This is a genomic window from Pseudopedobacter sp., from assembly GCF_040392825.1.
Classification (GTDB): Bacteria; Bacteroidota; Bacteroidia; order Sphingobacteriales; family Sphingobacteriaceae; genus Pseudopedobacter.
This window is the reverse complement of the sequence record NZ_JBEBVH010000059.1, coordinates 1-17,819: the sequence shown is the minus strand read 5'-3', so window position 1 is coordinate 17,819 and position 17,819 is coordinate 1. Positions and strand designations below refer to the sequence as shown.

Genomic DNA, 17,819 nt, shown 5'->3' with positions numbered 1-17,819 from the left:
AATAGCATCATGAGCGCCAGTTTCCCATTTAAACTGTCTTACAGCTTCTATATAAGGTAAAGATTCAATATCGCCAACAGTTCCACCAAGTTCTGTTATAACAATATCATACTCGCCGCTTTCACCTAAAAGACGCATATTACGTTTAATCTCATCGGTAATATGAGGAATAACCTGGACCGTCTTACCTAAATACTGTCCTTGCCTTTCTTTATTGATTACGTTCTGATATATCCTTCCAGTAGTGATATTATTGGCTTGAGAAGTAGGAACGTTTAAGAAACGTTCATAATGTCCCAAATCTAAATCTGTTTCTGCGCCGTCTTCGGTAACGAAGCACTCACCGTGTTCGTATGGATTTAATGTTCCCGGATCAATATTAATGTAAGGATCGAATTTCTGAATGGTTACACGGTAACCTCTCGCTTGTAAAAGTTTTGCTAATGATGCGGAAATAATACCTTTTCCTAAAGACGATGTAACGCCTCCCGTAACGAAAATATACTTAGTCATGATGGATTTCTATAAGACTCAGCTCATTAAAATTAACACTATAATCAAAATCTGAATCTTTTTGTACGGGGTTCAAAAGTAGAATTTTTTTCTGAAACTAAAAAGTAGAAACGTCTTTTGAGAAGCTAAAAATATCCACAAAGTGTCTAATTACTGTCTTTAAATTACTTATTCGTGATCTGGAGATTTTTGATAGCTGTTTTTTTGACTTAATTTTGAAAAAAAACAGAAAACATGGATCAAACGTTCAAAACTTTATTGCTGCGCTATCAGAACTATTTACTCGAGTTTTTCCAGTTAATTGAAGACAAAGAATTAATTGCAACAAATAATGTTGAAACTGCTCAAAATATTAAAAAGTTTCTGGAGAATTTGCCGGAGATAACGGGAGAGTTTGAACTGGCATTCTCTATATCTAAAACGATTGCAGCACATGTTTCGACCTGGAGCGTAGATATAACAGAAGAAGGATTTAGTTTTAGATCCTTTTCTACAGATGAGAATATTGAAGAAATCGATGAATGGTACCTGCATTACTATAATTCTACTCAGGAATATGAAGGTAATTTGTTCAATGACGGAGATTGGGATTTGTATTTAGAAGAAATTGCCGACCTTGATGAATTTGATGGCAGTAAGTTGAGCGCTGATTTTATTTATAATGTTGCTTAATAACTATTTAGCAAATATCATTTATTGACATTTTAAAATTAAACCTTTCATGTTTTTAATACTCTTAGAGGAAGAAATAACCCTAATAAAATATTGAAATATGAAAAAGTCAATTTTAAAAATTTCCGCTGTTTGCATGATGTTGGCAGCTGTAAGCTCATTGTCATCTGCTCAGGAAAAACCTGAAAGAAAACGCGATGCTTCCAAAAAAATAGAAAGTCAGAATACCAGAGGACCAATACGACCTGGTAGAGGTATGTTCGACATTCCAAATGCTACCGAAGAGCAGAAAGCTCTACTTAAAGAATTAAAAGATAAGCGTGGAGAAAATGAAAAAGCACTAGAAGCTACATATGATGCTAAACAAAAGGAAATTGCAGCAAATACTTCCATGAATTTCCGTGATAAGAGAGCAGCTTTGATGCAAAGCTACACCGAAGAGCAAAAAGGCCTTATTAAAAAGCAATCTGAAGAGTTAAGAGCTACAAGAGAAAAATTATCTAAGACACTTACAGAAGAGCAGAAAACAAGTATGAGACCCGCTGGCCCCAAAGCTAATAACAACAATTAAAATTTTCCATAATACAATAGTTAAAACACCGTTTGGAACAAAAAACAAGCGGTGTTTTTTATTTTATATATATTTTATCTTTTATAGTCTTAATGTAAAGAATTGATTATAGTTCCTATATTTTACTTTTCGCAATTATAAATTTTTGTAAAGCAAAGAGAATAAATGATATAAAAGAGTATTTTTGTGCCGACTAAATAATAAATATGAGTTTAAATGTAATTAAAAAGTCGATTGATTTAGGCGATGGTCGTATTATCGAGATCGAAACTGGAAAATTAGCAAAACAAGCTGATGGATCGGTTGTCGTGAAACAAGGTAATACCATGCTATTGGCTACAGTGGTATCAAATAAAGACGCAAGAGAAGGTGTCGACTTCCTTCCTCTATCAGTAGATTATCAAGAAAAATATGCGGCGAGCGGTCGTATTCCGGGTGGTTTTTTACGTCGTGAGGCAAGATTATCTGACTATGAAGTTTTAATTTCAAGATTAGTTGATAGAGCTTTACGCCCGTTATTTCCAGACGATTATCATGCAGAGACACAGGTGATGATTAGCTTAATCTCTTCTGATGAGAATGTAATGCCAGATGCTTTGGCTGGTTTAGCAGCTTCTGCTGCAATTGCAGTTTCTGATATTCCGTTTAACGGACCAATATCTGAAGTGCGCGTAGCTAAAATTGATGGTAAATTAGTTATCAACCCTCTAAGAACTGATTTGGAAAGAGCAACTTTAGAATTTATAGTTGCAGGTTCCGATAAAGACATCAACATGGTTGAGGGTGAATCTAACGAAATTCAGGAAGCAGAATTAGTAGAAGCGATTCAGTTTGCTCATGAAGCAATTAAAAAACAAATTGCCATTCAAAAAGAATTAACCGTTGAGACGGGCAAAACTGAAAAAAGAACTTATTGTCACGAAAATTCTGATCCGGAATTAAGAGATAAAGTTTATGCTGCTACTTACGATAAAGTTTATGCGGTCGCTAAAGCTCAGCTTCCAAAACACGAAAGATCTGATGCATTTAGTACTATTTATAATGAATTTGAAGAGACTTTAGGAGAGAATTTGGAAGAAAGCGTTGTTTTCTTAGCAAAAAAATACTTCCATGATGTTCAATACGACGCAGTTCGTAACCTATTGTTAAATGAGAATGTTCGTTTAGACGGAAGAAACTCCAAACAAATTCGTCCAATCTGGAGCGAAATAGATTATCTGCCATCTGCACATGGTTCTTCAATTTTTACAAGAGGCGAAACACAGTCTTTAACAACTGTAACTTTAGGTTCTAAAGATGATGAGCAAATGATTGATGGTGCTTTTATTAGCGGTTACAATCGTTTTATGTTACATTATAATTTCCCTGCTTTTTCTACTGGAGAAGCCCGTCCTAACAGAGGAGTTGGAAGAAGAGAAGTTGGCCATGGTAACTTGGCGATGAGGGCTCTTAAAAAAGTATTACCCCCTGACGAACAGAATCCTTATGTTATTCGTGTCGTTTCTGATATATTAGAATCTAATGGTTCGTCGTCTATGGCCACGGTTTGTGCTGGAACATTAGCTTTACTAGACGCAGGTGTGAAAATTTCTTCACCAGTTTCGGGTATAGCCATGGGGTTAATCTCTGATGAAAAAACAGGTAAATACGCAATTTTATCTGATATTTTAGGAGATGAAGACCATTTAGGTGACATGGATTTTAAAGTTACAGGTACTAAAAATGGTATTACTGCTTGTCAGATGGACCTGAAAGTTAATGGTTTATCTTATGAAGTTTTAACCGAAGCTTTAAATCAAGCTAAAGAAGGAAGACTTCACATTTTAGGAGAAATGGCTAAAACCATTTCTGATCCTAGAGAAGACTACAAAGCGCATGCACCAAGAATCGTATCTTTAACTATTGATAAAGAGTTTATTGGCGCTGTGATAGGTCCTGGTGGTAAAATAATTCAGGAAATGCAACGTGAAACAGGTGCTTCAATCTCTATTGAGGAGAAAGACAATAAAGGTTTGGTGCAGGTATTCGCTACAAATAAGGAATCTGTAGATTCTGCTGTGGCTAGAATTAAAGCTATTGCTGCAAAACCAGAAGTTGGCGAAGTTTACGAAGGTAAAGTAAAATCTATTATGCCATTTGGTGCGTTTGTAGAAATTATGCCGGGAAAAGATGGCTTATTACATATCTCGGAAATTGATTGGAAGCGCTACGAATCAATGGATGGATTGTTTAAAGTAGGAGATGAGGTTAGAGTTAAACTATTAGATATAGACAAACAAGGTAAATTAAAACTTTCAAGAAAGGCTTTATTACCAAGACCTCCAAAACCGCAACCGGAAGCTCAGGCTCCTGCAGCGGAAAAAACTACTGAAGGAGAAACTCCTAAAGCAGAATAATTATTCCTTTTTAGAATAAATAAAAGCCGTTTAGATTTTATCTAAGCGGTTTTTTTGTTTTTAATGTTTTTTATTAGATTCCAATAATCAAAAACTCCGTTCTTCTGTTATTAGCTCTACCTTTTATTGTATCATTAATGTCTATTGGAGAATTTTCTCCAAAGCCTCTGGATTTCAACCTCTTTGCATCAATTCCTGCCTCTATTAAGTATCTTTGAACAGATTTAGCCCTGTTTTCAGATAAAAGCAGATTGGCTTTATCATCTCCAATATTGTCTGTATGTCCTTGAATCTCAATAATAATACCCTTGTTATCATTCAAAAAATCAATTAGGACAGCTAATTCTGCTTTGGAATCGTCTTTAATATCATACTTATTGGTGTCAAAGAAGATATTTTTAAGAATCACTTTATTTCCAACAGCTATTTTGTTTAAAGGAATGTCCAGAGAAATAGGTTGCCCATCGGGATATCTTTCTGTAGAAAAGTTTTCTGTATAAAAAAGATAACCATCTTCGAAAACATTAAGACCAAACTTTCTATTGTTAGGTAAAACAGCTAAAAAAGTTCCATCTATTCTGTCGGCGTAAGCACCATATAAGCTATTTGCTGTGCTTAACTCAACAATTTCAACCAAAGCATTTAAAGGTTTTTTGCTAATTGCATCAAAAACTTTTCCCTTAACATAATTGACAGCTTTAGGTTTAATCTTCTGGGGAAGATCGAACGAATAAATATCAAAGCCACCATTTCCTTTATAATTATTGGAAGAGAAAAAAGCTTTCGTTCCTTCAGAATTGATACTCAAACCGCTTTCTTCGCCATAAGTATTAATTGGATAACCGAGATTTTCTGGCAGAGACCAGTTTCCTAAACTATCGCGACGAGAAATAAAAAGATCTTTATTTCCCATTCCAGGCCATCCGTTTGAAGAAAAATAGAGCGTTTCGTTATCAGGATGTATAAAAGGCGACTGTTCGTCGAAAGGGGTATTAATAGTAGAGCCAAGATTTACAGGTTTTTGCCATCTGGCATTTTCGTCCAATGTGCTCATCCAAATATCATAACTTCCCAATCCACCAGGTCGGTCACTTACAAAATATAAGGTTCGCCCATCCGCAGATAAAGACGGTTGCGATTCCCAACCTCCGGTATTAATAGGAGAGCCAAGGTTTATGGGTTTGCTCCAGTTATCGCCTTCTTTTTCAGAAACATAAATATCGCACCTTCCCATACCGTCAGGTCGGTTACATCCGGTAAAGAATAAAAATCTTCCATCAGGGGAGATGCACTGAGCTCCTTCATTATAGTTTGGCGTATTGATATTAGCACTTAAGTATTCTGCCGGTTGCCATTCATTATTCTTTTTAACAGATTTATAAAAATCCTCGTTATTATTTATTTGTCTGGTAAAAATAAGTGTTTCGCCATCAGTAGAAAGAGACGCCATATATTCATGATGTTCGGTATTTATTTGTGGGCTAATATTAAGCGGATGAAAAGAAACCGGATTTTTTATGGCATTCAGGGCAAAATTACAATCATTAAGGTATTTATCTGCCAAAGACAATCTGTCTGGTTTTGGGGTAGCTTTAGTTTTGAATAGATTAAAATGGACGATTGCTTCCTGATAATCTCCGGATTTGAGCTCTACATCTGCTAAATAAAAATAACGCTCTGGAGCAAAATCAGGATTAATAGAAAATGCCTTTCTATAGTTCTCTTTAGCTTTTAAATAGTCCTGTTTAATCCTAAAAATATCGCCTAAAAGATGGTACGCTTCTAAAAAAGCATTCTCGCTCTTCAACGCATCTGAAAGTACTTTCTGAGCCGCATCAAATTCATTAAGTTCTAATAGAGATTGAGCTCCTTCATAAGCTTTTATAGCCGATTTGTTTTTTATTGAATATTGAGTTTGACCGAACCCTGTAAAGGAAATCAGAAGCAAAATACAAATTAAGAATAGCCTCATTAATTTAGAATTTATACTAAAGTATTAATCTTCTAAGGAATATTCAAGTATTTATGTGTTTGCAAAGATATTTCCCATTTGGGATTTTCTTTAACGTAATCTATAATTAAAGGCAACATTTGCTGAGATTTAGACCATTCTGGTTGAAGGTACAATTTACATTTTTCTCCAACCATTTTCGCGTGTTCCTCTGCCCATTCAAAATCGCTCTTATTGAAAACAATAATTTTTAGCTCATCTGCATGTTGAGCAATACTAGGAGCAGGAGCTTTAAATTTCTTTGGCGAAAGACATACCCAATCCCATGTTCCAGAAATTGGATAAGCACCAGAAGTTTCTATAAAAGTTAAGATTCCCTTTTCTTTAAGTTTGTTTGTAAGGTATTCCAGATTATAAAGTAATGGCTCGCCACCTGTAATAACTACCGCTTTACCAGGATATTTACTAGCATTTTCTACTATTTTGTCGGCAGAAGTTAAAGGATGGATCTCTGCATCCCATGACTCTTTTACATCACACCAATGACACCCTACATCACAACCACCCAAACGAATAAAGTAAGCTGCTTTCCCAGTATTAAATCCTTCTCCTTGAATAGTATAGAATTCTTCCATCAAAGGAAGCATTGAACCGTCTTCTGGTATATTATTTCTCAAAATTTAATCTCCGTATCCAAAATTTGTGCAAAGATAACTCATTTCCTGGTAACTATGCAGAATCTGATTAAGCATATGAAATTTTTACTTTTAAATTTTAAAGAAGCTTTTAGACAGAAGTATCTAATAGTTTACCCAGTAATCTGTAATCTGTGCTAAAATCAGCTATCTCCAGGAATTTTACAGATTTAAAATTTTTCGATAATGGATTTATAATTATATTCCCTTCTTCGGGGATAATAGCTGATGGTACGGAAAAAGCTAAAATAGAGTTGTCTTCTAAAATCTGTGCACCCAGCCATTGAGTATATTCAATATCATCTATCCAGGATGGTTTTAGCTTATTTTTATCGATACTAAATATTTGATCTTCTGGTAATTCTATTTTTAGTAATGAAATATTTCGCATATTCTCTGCTACTTTTGCGTGTATAAATTTTTCTAGCAAGGCCAGAGAAATATGTACACTGGTATAAATACAAGGCAGATTTATGGCATTCCAACGCCCTCCAAATAATTTCGCACCTAAGCCACTCTTGTCATCAATGTAATGTTTATGAGCTATACGATAAACAATCATATATATACACCGTAAGCTATTCTGCCGAGTTCGTTGCTAATCAATTTTACACCCCAAAAAGATTTTAAAGATTTAAAATCCAATACATTTCCTAATACATCCTTTGGTTTTATTAGCCATTCTTTTAATAGACTGGAAGTCTTGAAAATTAAAAGCCCAAGCTCACTCATGTTTTTTAACTGCTGCAAATGTTCTGAATATAAGCCCTCAAAAGATTTACCTTCTTTAATGTATCTTTGTAAAGTACGGTCGCTTAAATGAAGTATATCGGCCCATTCTGTTAAACTGAAAGGGATATTTTTTTGAAGCATTTCAAAATCGCTGACTGAAAACTCATTGTCTTTTACACTTTTTGCATAGAGAACCTCGGGTTCTGCAGCAACAAACATTTTTGTGATATTTTCTGGCTGTTTATAATTCAACGATTTCATAGCTTAAATTTTTGAATTTTGTCACCCTAATATATGACTTTTTTCTTGTTTTTCAAATTACTCAAAACTATTTTTCAACAGTGAGGCTCATTTTAAGCTATTTTGTTAACTTCGCTTTTTGCACAAAAAGAAGCAATTGAATTTTACATATTAAGATAAGATATGGCTGAAGAAACAGATAATCAGAGCGAAAACATTGAAGACAGAATAATTCCTATTAATATTGAAGAGGAAATGAAGTCTGCCTATATCGATTATTCGATGTCAGTAATTGTTTCCAGGGCATTACCAGATGTTAGAGACGGTTTAAAACCTGTTCACAGAAGGGTTTTGTACGGAATGCAGGGCTTAGGACTTCAAAGTAGCAAACCGCATAAAAAGTCTGCCCGTGTTGTTGGAGAAGTATTGGGTAAATACCATCCACATGGCGATTCATCGGTATACGATACCATGGTTCGTATGGCACAACCGTGGTCTTTGCGCTATATGCTCATAGACGGACAAGGTAACTTTGGCTCTATTGATGGTGATAGTGCAGCGGCAATGCGTTATACGGAAGCTAGATTGAGAAAAATTGCCGAGGAAATGCTAACAGATATCAATAAAGATACTGTTGATTTTCGTCTAAATTTTGACGATTCACTTGAAGAACCAACGGTTTTGCCTGCAAGAATTCCGAATTTATTAGTAAATGGTTCTTCCGGTATTGCTGTAGGTATGGCAACCAATATAGCACCGCATAACCTGACAGAGGTTATTGATGCGACGATTGCTTATATCGACGATAAGGAAATTACGGTTCAAGAGTTGATGAAACATGTAAAAGGACCTGATTTTCCCACGGGTGGTCTTATCTATGGATACGAAGGGGTACGTGAGGCTTTTGAGACAGGAAGAGGCAGAATTGTAATGCGTGGTAAAGCTGAAATAGAAACCCATGCAAATGAAAGAGAAAGAATTATTGTTACTGAAATTCCTTATCAGGTTAACAAAGCTCAGATGATAGAAAGAACAGCTGAGTTAGTTAATGAGAAAAAGATTGAAGGCATTTCTGAAATTAGAGATGAATCTGACAGAGATGGTTTGCGTGTTGTTTATGAAATTAAACGGGATGCAAATGCCGCTATTGTATTGAATAATCTATATAAATACACAGCTCTGCAAACGTCATTTAGTGTCAATAACATTGCTTTGGTTCATGGCCGTCCAATGTTATTAAATCTAAAGGATATGATCTTACATTTCGTAGATCATAGACATGAGGTTGTTGTAAGAAGAACTAAATTTGAATTAGCAGAAGCCGAGAAAAGAGCACATATATTAGAAGGCTTACTGATTGCTTTAGATCATTTAGATGAAGTAATCAGTTTAATTAGAAATTCTTCTACTCCAGACGAAGCAAGGGAAGGGTTGATTGAGAAATTTGGCTTATCAGATATTCAGGCCAGAGCAATCCTTGATATGACACTTCGTCGTTTGACAGGTCTGGAAAGAGATAAAATTAAAGAAGAGTACGCAGAATTAATGAAACAGATTGAATATTTAAAATCTGTTTTGGAAGACGAATCTCTGAGAATGTCTATTATCAAAGATGAGTTGAATGAGGTTAAAGATGCATATGGCGACGACAGAAGAACCGAAATTGTTCATTCTGCAGCCGAATTAATGACTGAAGACTTCATCGAAGACGAAAATGTGGTAATTACTATTTCTCATGAAGGTTATATTAAACGTACACCTTTGACAGAATATCGTACACAGGGTAGAGGAGGTAAGGGATCAATCGGTTCAAATTCAAGAGATGAGGACTTTATTGAGCACATATTTGTAGCTTCTAATCATAACTATTTGTTATTCTTTACAGATAAAGGAAAATGTTACTGGTTAAGAGTTTTCGAGATTCCTGAAGGAAGCAGGACAAGTAAAGGAAGAGCTATTCAGAATATCATTAATATAGATAAAGACGAGAAAATTAAGGCGTATATCAAAGTGGTGAACTTGAAAGATCAGGAATATCTTGAAAACAACTTCATCATCATGTGTACTAAGAAAGGTACTATTAAGAAAACAACCTTAGAGGCTTATAGCCGTCCTCGTTCTAACGGTATTAATGCAATCAATATTAACGAAGGCGATGAACTTTTAGAAGCTAACCTTACCACTGGTAACTCCGAAATTTTAATGGCTTTACGTTCAGGTAGAGCGATAAGATTCAACGAATCTACAGTAAGGCCAATGGGAAGAACAGCAACCGGAGTTAGAGGTGTTTCTTTAGCACATGAAAAAGATGAGGTTGTTGGTATGATTAGTGTTGACTCTCCTGAAAGTACAGTTTTAGTAGTATCTGAAAAAGGATACGGAAAACGTACAGATATTGAAGATTACCGAGTAACCAATAGAGGAGGTAAAGGTGTTAAAACGATCAATATAACAGATAAGACTGGTCAGTTAGTAGCGATTAAGAGTGTGACTGATAATGACGATTTAATGATTATCAATAAATCTGGTATCGTTATCAGAATTGCAATGGATACGCTTCGTGTTATGGGTAGAGCCACCCAGGGGGTTCGATTAATCACGTTGAAAGAAAACGATGAAATAGCATCTGTAACTAAAACAGAAAGAGAAGAGGAGAGTGAATTGGAAGAAAATACTTCTGAAAATGGAGATGCAGAAAATAAGATTGAACCAACTTCTAACGATGGTGATACACAAGAACAAAATTAAATGTTAAAGATAAAAATTAAGAAAATGAAAAAAGCACTATTTGGTATTGTCATGTTCAGTGCAATTTCAGGAGCTGTTTTTGCTCAGAAATCTGAAATTACCTCAGCAAAGAACAATTATGCTTTATTTGAACTTAACTTGCAAACCAAGTCTCCAATAAAGAAACAGCTGGAGCCTTTAAATCTGGCAAAAACTTCTATAGATAAAGCCGTTATGCATGAGAAAACAAAATCTCTTGCCGAAGCATGGGCATACAGAGGCCTTATTTATTCTGCTATTGCAGTTACAGATACTGTAAACAGAGCTAATTCTGATTCTGCTTTTAAGAATGCACAGGAATCTGTTGCTGAAGCAAAAAAATTGGACAAAGATGGTAAGGAGAAAACTAATATCAGCAATGCAGAAAGGAATCTTTCTATAGTAATGCAGAACAGAGGGGTTTCTGCTTTCAATAAGAAAGATTTTAAAGACGCATACAACTCTTTCAAATATATTGCAGAAGTAATGCCGGAAGATTCTTTGTTTAATATGTATACCGCAATTGCAGCAAATAATGCTCAAATGCCAGACGAAGCAATTAAATATTATAATAAAACGTTAAGCTTAAACAAAAAGAATCCAGCTTTATACCAAGAGCTTAGTAGACTATATTTAAGTAAATCTGATACGACAAAAGCCCTTAAAACAATAGAAGAGGGAAGAACTCAGCATCCTGAAAATTTGAATTTGATATTTGATGAGCTTAATATCTATTTGAATAAAGGTCAAGTAGCTTCTCAAATCAGCAAAATAGAAACTGCAATAAGCAAAGATCCAAAAAACAAAACTTTACATTTCGTTTCAGGTATTGCGTATGCTGCCAATAAACAAATAGATAAAGCAGAAGCAGCTTATAAAAAAGCGTTAGAGATTGATCCTAATTATTCCGATGCGATATACAATCTTTCTATCATTTACATTGACAAGGGTAATACTTATATTAATGAAGCGAATAAATTGCCTACCAATAAAAGTACCGAAGCTAAATACAATAGTTTAAAAGGCAAATTTGAGAGCGAATTAAAAAATGCATTACCGCTTTTAGAAAAGGCTAGAGAGCTTAATCCGAAAGATTTAAACACGTTGACGACATTACGTGAAGTGTATACCAAATTAAATATGATGGATAAAGCTTCGCAAATGAAAAAAGCCATTAGCGAATTATAGTCTAAATCATCATTAGTCATAATTTATAAAGAAGTCCGTTGAGTTGAAGAACTTACGGACTTCTTTGTTTAAGAAAAACTATAATAAAATAGAAGAATGTTAACTTTTTTGTAATTAAGGGTCATATTACTGCTTTTTTTTCCAATTAATTTGGATAACCATTAAGATTGCCGTAATTTTCGCCCAATTATGTTTACATTCGAACCAAGATTAGATTCAAAAGAAACAGTCTTTAAAAATGAAGTTAAAATAAAGTTTGATCTTTATAACAGCCTGTTCCTAACCTTACCCTTTTATCAAGTAAAAAATACCGGTTTAGCATTGCCTTATTTCTTTTCGCATTGTGAAAATGGTATTCTAAACGAAGAAAGTCCTGAGGATATTATAGAGTCTTTCTTTAAAAAGCAAATTGGCATATCTAACCCAAATGAAGTAACCGATTTGTTGTTCCGTTTTATACAATACATAGAAAGACAGGTTGTATTGTTTGACGCTGTCGAAGACGCTGCCTATTCAAAAATCAGGGTAGATGGTGAAACTTCCCTGGACAGTTTAATGAATAATGCCTTACAGGACGAGGATCTTTATAAGAAGATACAGGATTGTTTAAGAGAGTTTAAATTAAGATTAGTTTTAACAGCGCATCCAACGCAATTCTACCCTGGTCCAATTTTAAGCATCATGACAGATTTGACAGAGGCGATTAAAGTTAACGATGTGAACTCTATCAATCTGTTGCTTAAGCAATTAGGGAAAACACCTTTTTTCAATAAGCAAAAACCTACACCAGTAGACGAAGCACTTAGTCTGAATTGGTTTTTAGAAAATATACTTTATCAAACGGCTTCTGACGTTCATAATAAAATCGAAGAAGTTTTTAAGCTAAATTTAGGAAATCATAGTTTAATAGAATTAGGTTTCTGGCCAGGTGGCGACAGAGATGGCAATCCTTATGTGACATCAGAAACGACAAAGCAGGTTTCGGCTGCTTTAAGAAAAACCCTTTTTAAGTGCTACTACGAAGACTTCTGCAAGCTAAAAAGGAGAATTACATTTATTGGTACAGAAAAACATTTGGCCAAATTGCAAGAACTTCTTTACAGCAATGCATATGGTAGTCCTTGTGCTATTAACAGTACAAACATTAAAGAAGAATTGCTGGAAATACTTAAAAAAGTAAAAGAAGTTCTTAAGAATAATCACGATGGACTGTTTGCAGAGTTGGTAGAGGACTTTATCTGGAAAGTTAAACTATTTGGATGCCATTTTGCTTCTTTAGATATCAGACAAGATAGTAGAGTCTTGCGTAATCTTTTCAAAGAATGTATCGAATCAGAAGAATTAAAAGGCCAGGTTCCGGAAAATTATTTTGAATTAAGTGAGGAAGAAAAGATTAAAGCACTTCCTTTATCTTATGCAGACTTTACAAATTACAAATCGTTTAATGCTCTAAGTCAGGATGCATTAGATGTAATCAGATTAATAAAAGATCTACAAAACCAAAACGGAAAAAGAGCCTGTCATAGATTCATTATAAGCAACTGTCAAAAGGCATCAGACATTCTGCAACTACAACAGTTATTCCTTTGGAGTGGTTGGAAACCCGAAGAATTGGATGTGGATTTTGTGCCGCTTTTTGAAACAATTGACGATTTGAAAGGCGCCTACGAAGTAATGGATATATTATATTCTCACAAAATTTACAAAAAGCACCTTGACCGCAGGAGAAACAGACAAGTCATAATGCTTGGTTTTTCAGATAGTACAAAAGATGGCGGTTATTTAATGGCCAACTATTCTATTTATTATGCGAAATCTTCATTAACTGACATTTCACGTAAGCACAATATAGACTTAGCCTTTTTCGATGGGAGAGGAGGACCTCCGGCTCGTGGCGGTGGTAAAACTCATAAATTTTATGCTTCTTTTGGTAAAGATATTGCTAACAAGCAAATTCAGATTACCGTTCAAGGTCAAACAATAAGTTCTTATTATGGAACTTATGAAAGTTCCACAAATAATATGGAACAATTGATTCATGCAGGTATCGATTCTGCTTTAGAAAGACAGGACACAGATACAATGAATGCCAATGAAAAAGCATTACTGTCTGACCTGGCTGATGTAAGCTATGATTATTTCATGAATTTGCGAGAGCATCCTTTATTTTTAAAATTCATGGAAAATCAAAGTCCTTTAAAAATGCTTTCCCAAATTAATATTGGTAGCAGGCCTGTAAAAAGGAATGGCAATTCAGAATTAAAATTAGAAGATCTGAGAGCCATTAGTTTTGTTACTTCATGGAGTCAGGTCAAAATGAATATTCCAGGATTTTACGGGGTAGGTACTGCGCTTAAATCTATAAAAGAAAGAGGAGATTGGGAAAATGCAAAAGCGCTTTATAAAGAAGTAGGATTCTTTAAAACAGTTATTGATAACTGTATGATGTCTATGAGTAAAGCAGATTTTAGACTAACCCAGTATCTTTCTAAAGATAAAACTTACGGTGAGTTTTGGCAACAACTAAAAAAAGAGTACGATTTAACAAGAGAGCTGATATTGGAATTATCTGGTATGAGTACCTTAATGGAGAAAAACCCTATAGATAAAATGTCTATTTCTCTAAGAGAAAAAATCGTATTGCCTTTAGTCATCATACAGCGTTATGCTATTATAAAGTGTTCTTCTCCCGATATTTCTGATAAAGAAAGAGAGATTTATAACAAACTAGCAATGAGAACAATTTATGGTATCATTAATGCCGCAAGGAATTCTGCATAGAATTTTAAGATCATAAATAAGAAAGAATTAGCCCAGGACCCTTAAGTTCCGGGCTTTTTATTTGGAATGGAAATTGACTGGTCAATTCTATAAAATCATCTAATTATGAAGTCTATTTGGAATGGCATCATTGCTTTTGGTCTGGTTAGTATTCCCATTAAATTATATTCTGCTATAGAAACCAGCAGTTTAGATTTAGATATGTTAGATTCCAGAGATTTGTCTAAGATTAAATTTCAACGAATCAATGATAAAACCAAGAAGGAAGTCCCTTACGAAAAAATTGTAAAAGGCTATTTTTATAAGGAGAACTATATTGTTCTGGATGAACATGATTTTGAAGAAGCCAGCCCCGAAAAAAGTAAAACTATAGATATACAGAATTTTGTAAAAATGTCTGAGGTAAATCCTATGCTCTTCGAAACGTCGTACTATGCAGAGCCAGAAAAACAGGGCGCAAAAGCTTATATGCTACTTCTAAATGCACTAAAAAAAACTAAAATGGCTGGTTTGGCTCAATTCGTACTTAGACAAAAAGAGCATCTATGTTTAGTATATGAACAGAATAATACCATTGTAATTTCGAGAATAAGATTTGCACAAGAGATAAGAAGCGTATCTGAAATAAACAGACCAGCAGAAAAAGCAATCTCCAAAAAAGAGCTGGATGTTGCTTTGGCTTTAATTAAACAATACACGTCAGAATTTAATATTAACAGCTATAAAGACACTTATTCTGATGAATTACTCAAAATAATAAAAGCCAAAGCAAAAGGTAAGCGACCAACTATTAAAAAATTAAAAGTTAAAAAAGCTCAAAGCGACAATTTATATGAACAATTGTTAGAAAGCCTCAATAAGAAAGGAGCTTAAAAAATCATGTGATAAAAAAATGAATAGGAGTGTGATAAATATTTATGAATAACAAAAGATTAGATAAAATGAGCTAAAAATTTTATCCGATACAAGATCATAAAACATGATTTTGTATATTTAAAAAAATGAAATTTTTATATCATTTATGATTCATTTACCAAATTTAATTGCAGATCTTGGATTATTACTTGGAGCCGCTGCCGTAATCACTTTAATTTTTAAATATTTAAAACAACCTGTTGTATTGGGCTACCTCGTAGCCGGATTTCTGGTAGGACCACATTTTAAGTTGTTTCCTACTATTGTAGAACAAGATAATGTTCAGGTATGGGCAGAAATAGGTGTTGTTTTTCTTCTGTTTAGCCTTGGATTAGAATTCAGTTTCAAGAAGCTCATGAAAGTAGGCGGATCTGCCTCAATATCAGCCATGAGCGAGATCATCATAATGCTTGTTATAGGTTATTTTACTGGGCAGGCATTTGGCTGGTCAAAAATGGACAGTATATTCCTGGGCGCAATTCTTTCTGTTTCTTCAACAACTATAATCATCAGGGCTTTTGAAGAAATAGGAGTGAAAGGGCAAAAGTTTGCCAGTTTAGTTTTTGGAGTGCTCATTGTTGAAGATTTGGCGACAATTGTACTTCTCGTATTACTATCAACTTTAGCTGTCAGTCAGCATTTTGCCGGTGCAGAAATGGTGTTTTCAGTAATGAAATTGGCATTTTTCCTGACTCTTTGGTTTATTGGAGGGATCTTTTTTATTCCAACTTTATTAAAAAGAATAAAACCGATGCTTAGTGACGAGATGCTTTTAATAATCTCCTTATCACTCTGTTTATTAATGGTATACTTGGCTTCGCAAGCTGGATTTTCACCAGCTTTGGGTGCTTTCATTATGGGATCGATATTAGCCGAAACTAATCAGGGAATAAAAATTGAACATTTAGTAAATCCAATTAAAGATCTTTTTGGAGCTGTATTCTTTGTTTCAGTAGGTATGATGATAGACCCGGCTATCCTGCAGGAGTATTGGTTCCCGGTTTTAATTATTATAGTCATTACCATTGTAGGTAAATTATTTAGTTCGGGACTTGGAGCGTTAATTTCTGGTCAACCACTAAAAACATCAATTCAAACCGGACTAAGTTTAGCACAAATAGGAGAGTTCTCTTTCATTATAGCTACACTAGGGGTCACTTTAAATGTCACAAGTTCATTTTTATATCCAATAACTGTTGCCGTGTCTGCAATAACGACGTTTACAACGCCGTACATGATTAAACTTTCATTCCCTTTATCCAATAAAATTATTGCCGCATTACCACAAAAATGGCGGGAAAATTTAGACAAATACAGTTCAGCTACCCAAAGTGTGTCTGCCACAAGTAACTGGCAGTCATTTTTGAAAAAATATATTATTAATACCATAGTATATTTAATTTTTTCTGCCGCTGTAATTATTTTATCAACCAATTACCTTTATCCATTTTTTAAAGAACAATCTGGCGGAGCTGTTTGGGGAACCGTGACAACAATTGCTATAACTATAGCTTGTTTATCACCATTTCTTTATGCTCTGGGTTTTAGAAATCTTTATGATGACAATGCTCAGCGATTGCTGAGTCATAAGATTTATCGTAACATTATTTATGTTATGCGAATTGCCAGATACATGCTTGCGGTAGGCTTAGTAATCGTGGTGCTAAATAATCTACTTTCGTTACAAGCAGCTATAATTGCATTTTTGATTATCTGTGTATGTTTAATCATTTTTGGAGAACAGATAAAAAGAAATTATATAAAAATAGAAGAGCGATTTCTTACCAATTTTAATAAGAATAATGCGGAAGAAATAGAGGTTCCCGTTTTAGTGCCCTGGGATGCCCATTTTACCGAAATTACCGTAAAGCCAGAGTCATCTGTTGTTGGGAAAACATTAGAAGAATTAAAATGGAGAGAAAAGGCGGGAATTAATGTGGCATCAATCTCCCGGGGAGAATTAAATATCCATTTGCCAGCCAGAGATACCATTATTTATCCTGGAGACAAACTTTATATAATTGGTACGGACACACAAATCAAAAAAATAAATTCATTGTTGCGACCAGAGAAAAATACAATCGAAACCGACAATCTTTACAAGCCAAGTCTCGAAAAAGTTATTGTAACTAAAGATTCGTATTTGTATGGAAAATCTCTTAAAGAATCTAATATAAGAAATTATGCAGAGGGAATTGTTGTTGGTATAGAACGTAAAGGACAACGTGTCGTAAATCCTGAATCTAACTGGATATTTGAAGAAAATGATTTGGTATGGATAGTAGGAGATCACAAAAAAATCACCACAAGTTTAAAAAGTTAGGCAGTACTCCTTAAGGAGTATTCTTACTTAACATAATATTAATTATATGATAACTATATAATTAAAAAAACCCAGA

The 17,819-nt window shown here is 34.4% G+C and carries 13 protein-coding genes; 8 read left to right on the top strand and 5 right to left on the bottom strand.

Features of this window, described 5'->3' with window-relative positions; translation table 11 throughout:
- Positions 1-513 (bottom strand): CTP synthase (pyrG, locus tag ABWO41_RS06205; RefSeq protein ID WP_353135078.1); only part of this gene is annotated, 513 nt, incomplete at its 3' end.
- 234 nt (positions 514-747) lie between these two features.
- On the opposite strand from pyrG, the gene ABWO41_RS06200 reads away from it, so the two are divergent.
- From ABWO41_RS06200 to ABWO41_RS06190, 3 genes are all read left to right on the top strand, one after another.
- Positions 748-1,185: a hypothetical protein gene (locus tag ABWO41_RS06200; protein WP_353135075.1), complete on the top strand. Its 438-nt coding sequence runs from the start codon at positions 748-750 to the stop codon at positions 1,183-1,185.
- Between the two features lie 100 nt (positions 1,186-1,285).
- Positions 1,286-1,756, top strand: a complete 471-nt coding sequence (locus ABWO41_RS06195) for a hypothetical protein (RefSeq protein WP_353135072.1) — start codon at positions 1,286-1,288, stop codon at positions 1,754-1,756.
- Between the two features lie 206 nt (positions 1,757-1,962).
- The gene (locus ABWO41_RS06190) at positions 1,963-4,152 is read left to right on the top strand and encodes a polyribonucleotide nucleotidyltransferase (protein WP_353135069.1); all 2,190 of its coding nucleotides are present in this window, start codon (positions 1,963-1,965) and stop codon (positions 4,150-4,152) included.
- A gap of 73 nt (positions 4,153-4,225) precedes the next feature.
- On the opposite strand, the gene ABWO41_RS06185 is transcribed toward ABWO41_RS06190, so the two are convergent.
- The 4 genes from ABWO41_RS06185 to ABWO41_RS06170 all read right to left on the bottom strand — a co-directional run bounded on the left by ABWO41_RS06185 (position 4,226) and on the right by ABWO41_RS06170 (position 7,791).
- Positions 4,226-6,124 (bottom strand): OmpA family protein, encoded by a 1,899-nt coding sequence (locus tag ABWO41_RS06185; protein ID WP_353135066.1) that lies wholly within the window; start codon positions 6,122-6,124, stop codon positions 4,226-4,228.
- 32 nt (positions 6,125-6,156) lie between these two features.
- Entirely contained in the window at positions 6,157-6,780 is a 624-nt protein-coding gene (locus ABWO41_RS06180; protein ID WP_353135063.1) for a 7-carboxy-7-deazaguanine synthase QueE, read from the bottom strand.
- A 109-nt stretch (positions 6,781-6,889) separates the two neighbouring features.
- Positions 6,890-7,360, bottom strand: coding sequence for an RES family NAD+ phosphorylase (locus ABWO41_RS06175; protein ID WP_353135060.1), 471 nt, complete (start codon positions 7,358-7,360; stop codon positions 6,890-6,892).
- Positions 7,357-7,791 carry a hypothetical protein gene (locus ABWO41_RS06170; RefSeq protein WP_353135057.1) on the bottom strand — a complete coding sequence of 145 codons (435 nt, stop codon included), beginning with the start codon at positions 7,789-7,791 and terminating at the stop codon, positions 7,357-7,359. Before ABWO41_RS06170 ends, ABWO41_RS06175 begins: the two co-directional genes overlap by 4 nt.
- A gap of 162 nt (positions 7,792-7,953) precedes the next feature.
- On the opposite strand from ABWO41_RS06170, the gene gyrA reads away from it, so the two are divergent.
- From gyrA to ABWO41_RS06145, 5 genes are all read left to right on the top strand, one after another.
- Positions 7,954-10,518: a DNA gyrase subunit A gene (gene gyrA, locus ABWO41_RS06165; protein ID WP_353135054.1), complete on the top strand. Its 2,565-nt coding sequence runs from the start codon at positions 7,954-7,956 to the stop codon at positions 10,516-10,518.
- A 24-nt stretch (positions 10,519-10,542) separates the two neighbouring features.
- Entirely contained in the window at positions 10,543-11,724 is a 1,182-nt protein-coding gene (locus ABWO41_RS06160; RefSeq protein WP_353135051.1) for a tetratricopeptide repeat protein, read from the top strand.
- A gap of 189 nt (positions 11,725-11,913) precedes the next feature.
- Positions 11,914-14,505: a phosphoenolpyruvate carboxylase gene (locus ABWO41_RS06155; protein ID WP_353135048.1), complete on the top strand. Its 2,592-nt coding sequence runs from the start codon at positions 11,914-11,916 to the stop codon at positions 14,503-14,505.
- Between the two features lie 105 nt (positions 14,506-14,610).
- Positions 14,611-15,378 (top strand): non-homologous end joining protein Ku, encoded by a 768-nt coding sequence (gene ku, locus ABWO41_RS06150; protein ID WP_353135045.1) that lies wholly within the window; start codon positions 14,611-14,613, stop codon positions 15,376-15,378.
- A gap of 148 nt (positions 15,379-15,526) precedes the next feature.
- Positions 15,527-17,743 carry a cation:proton antiporter domain-containing protein gene (locus tag ABWO41_RS06145; protein WP_353135042.1) on the top strand — a complete coding sequence of 739 codons (2,217 nt, stop codon included), beginning with the start codon at positions 15,527-15,529 and terminating at the stop codon, positions 17,741-17,743.
- The last annotated feature ends 76 nt before the right edge of the window (positions 17,744-17,819 follow it).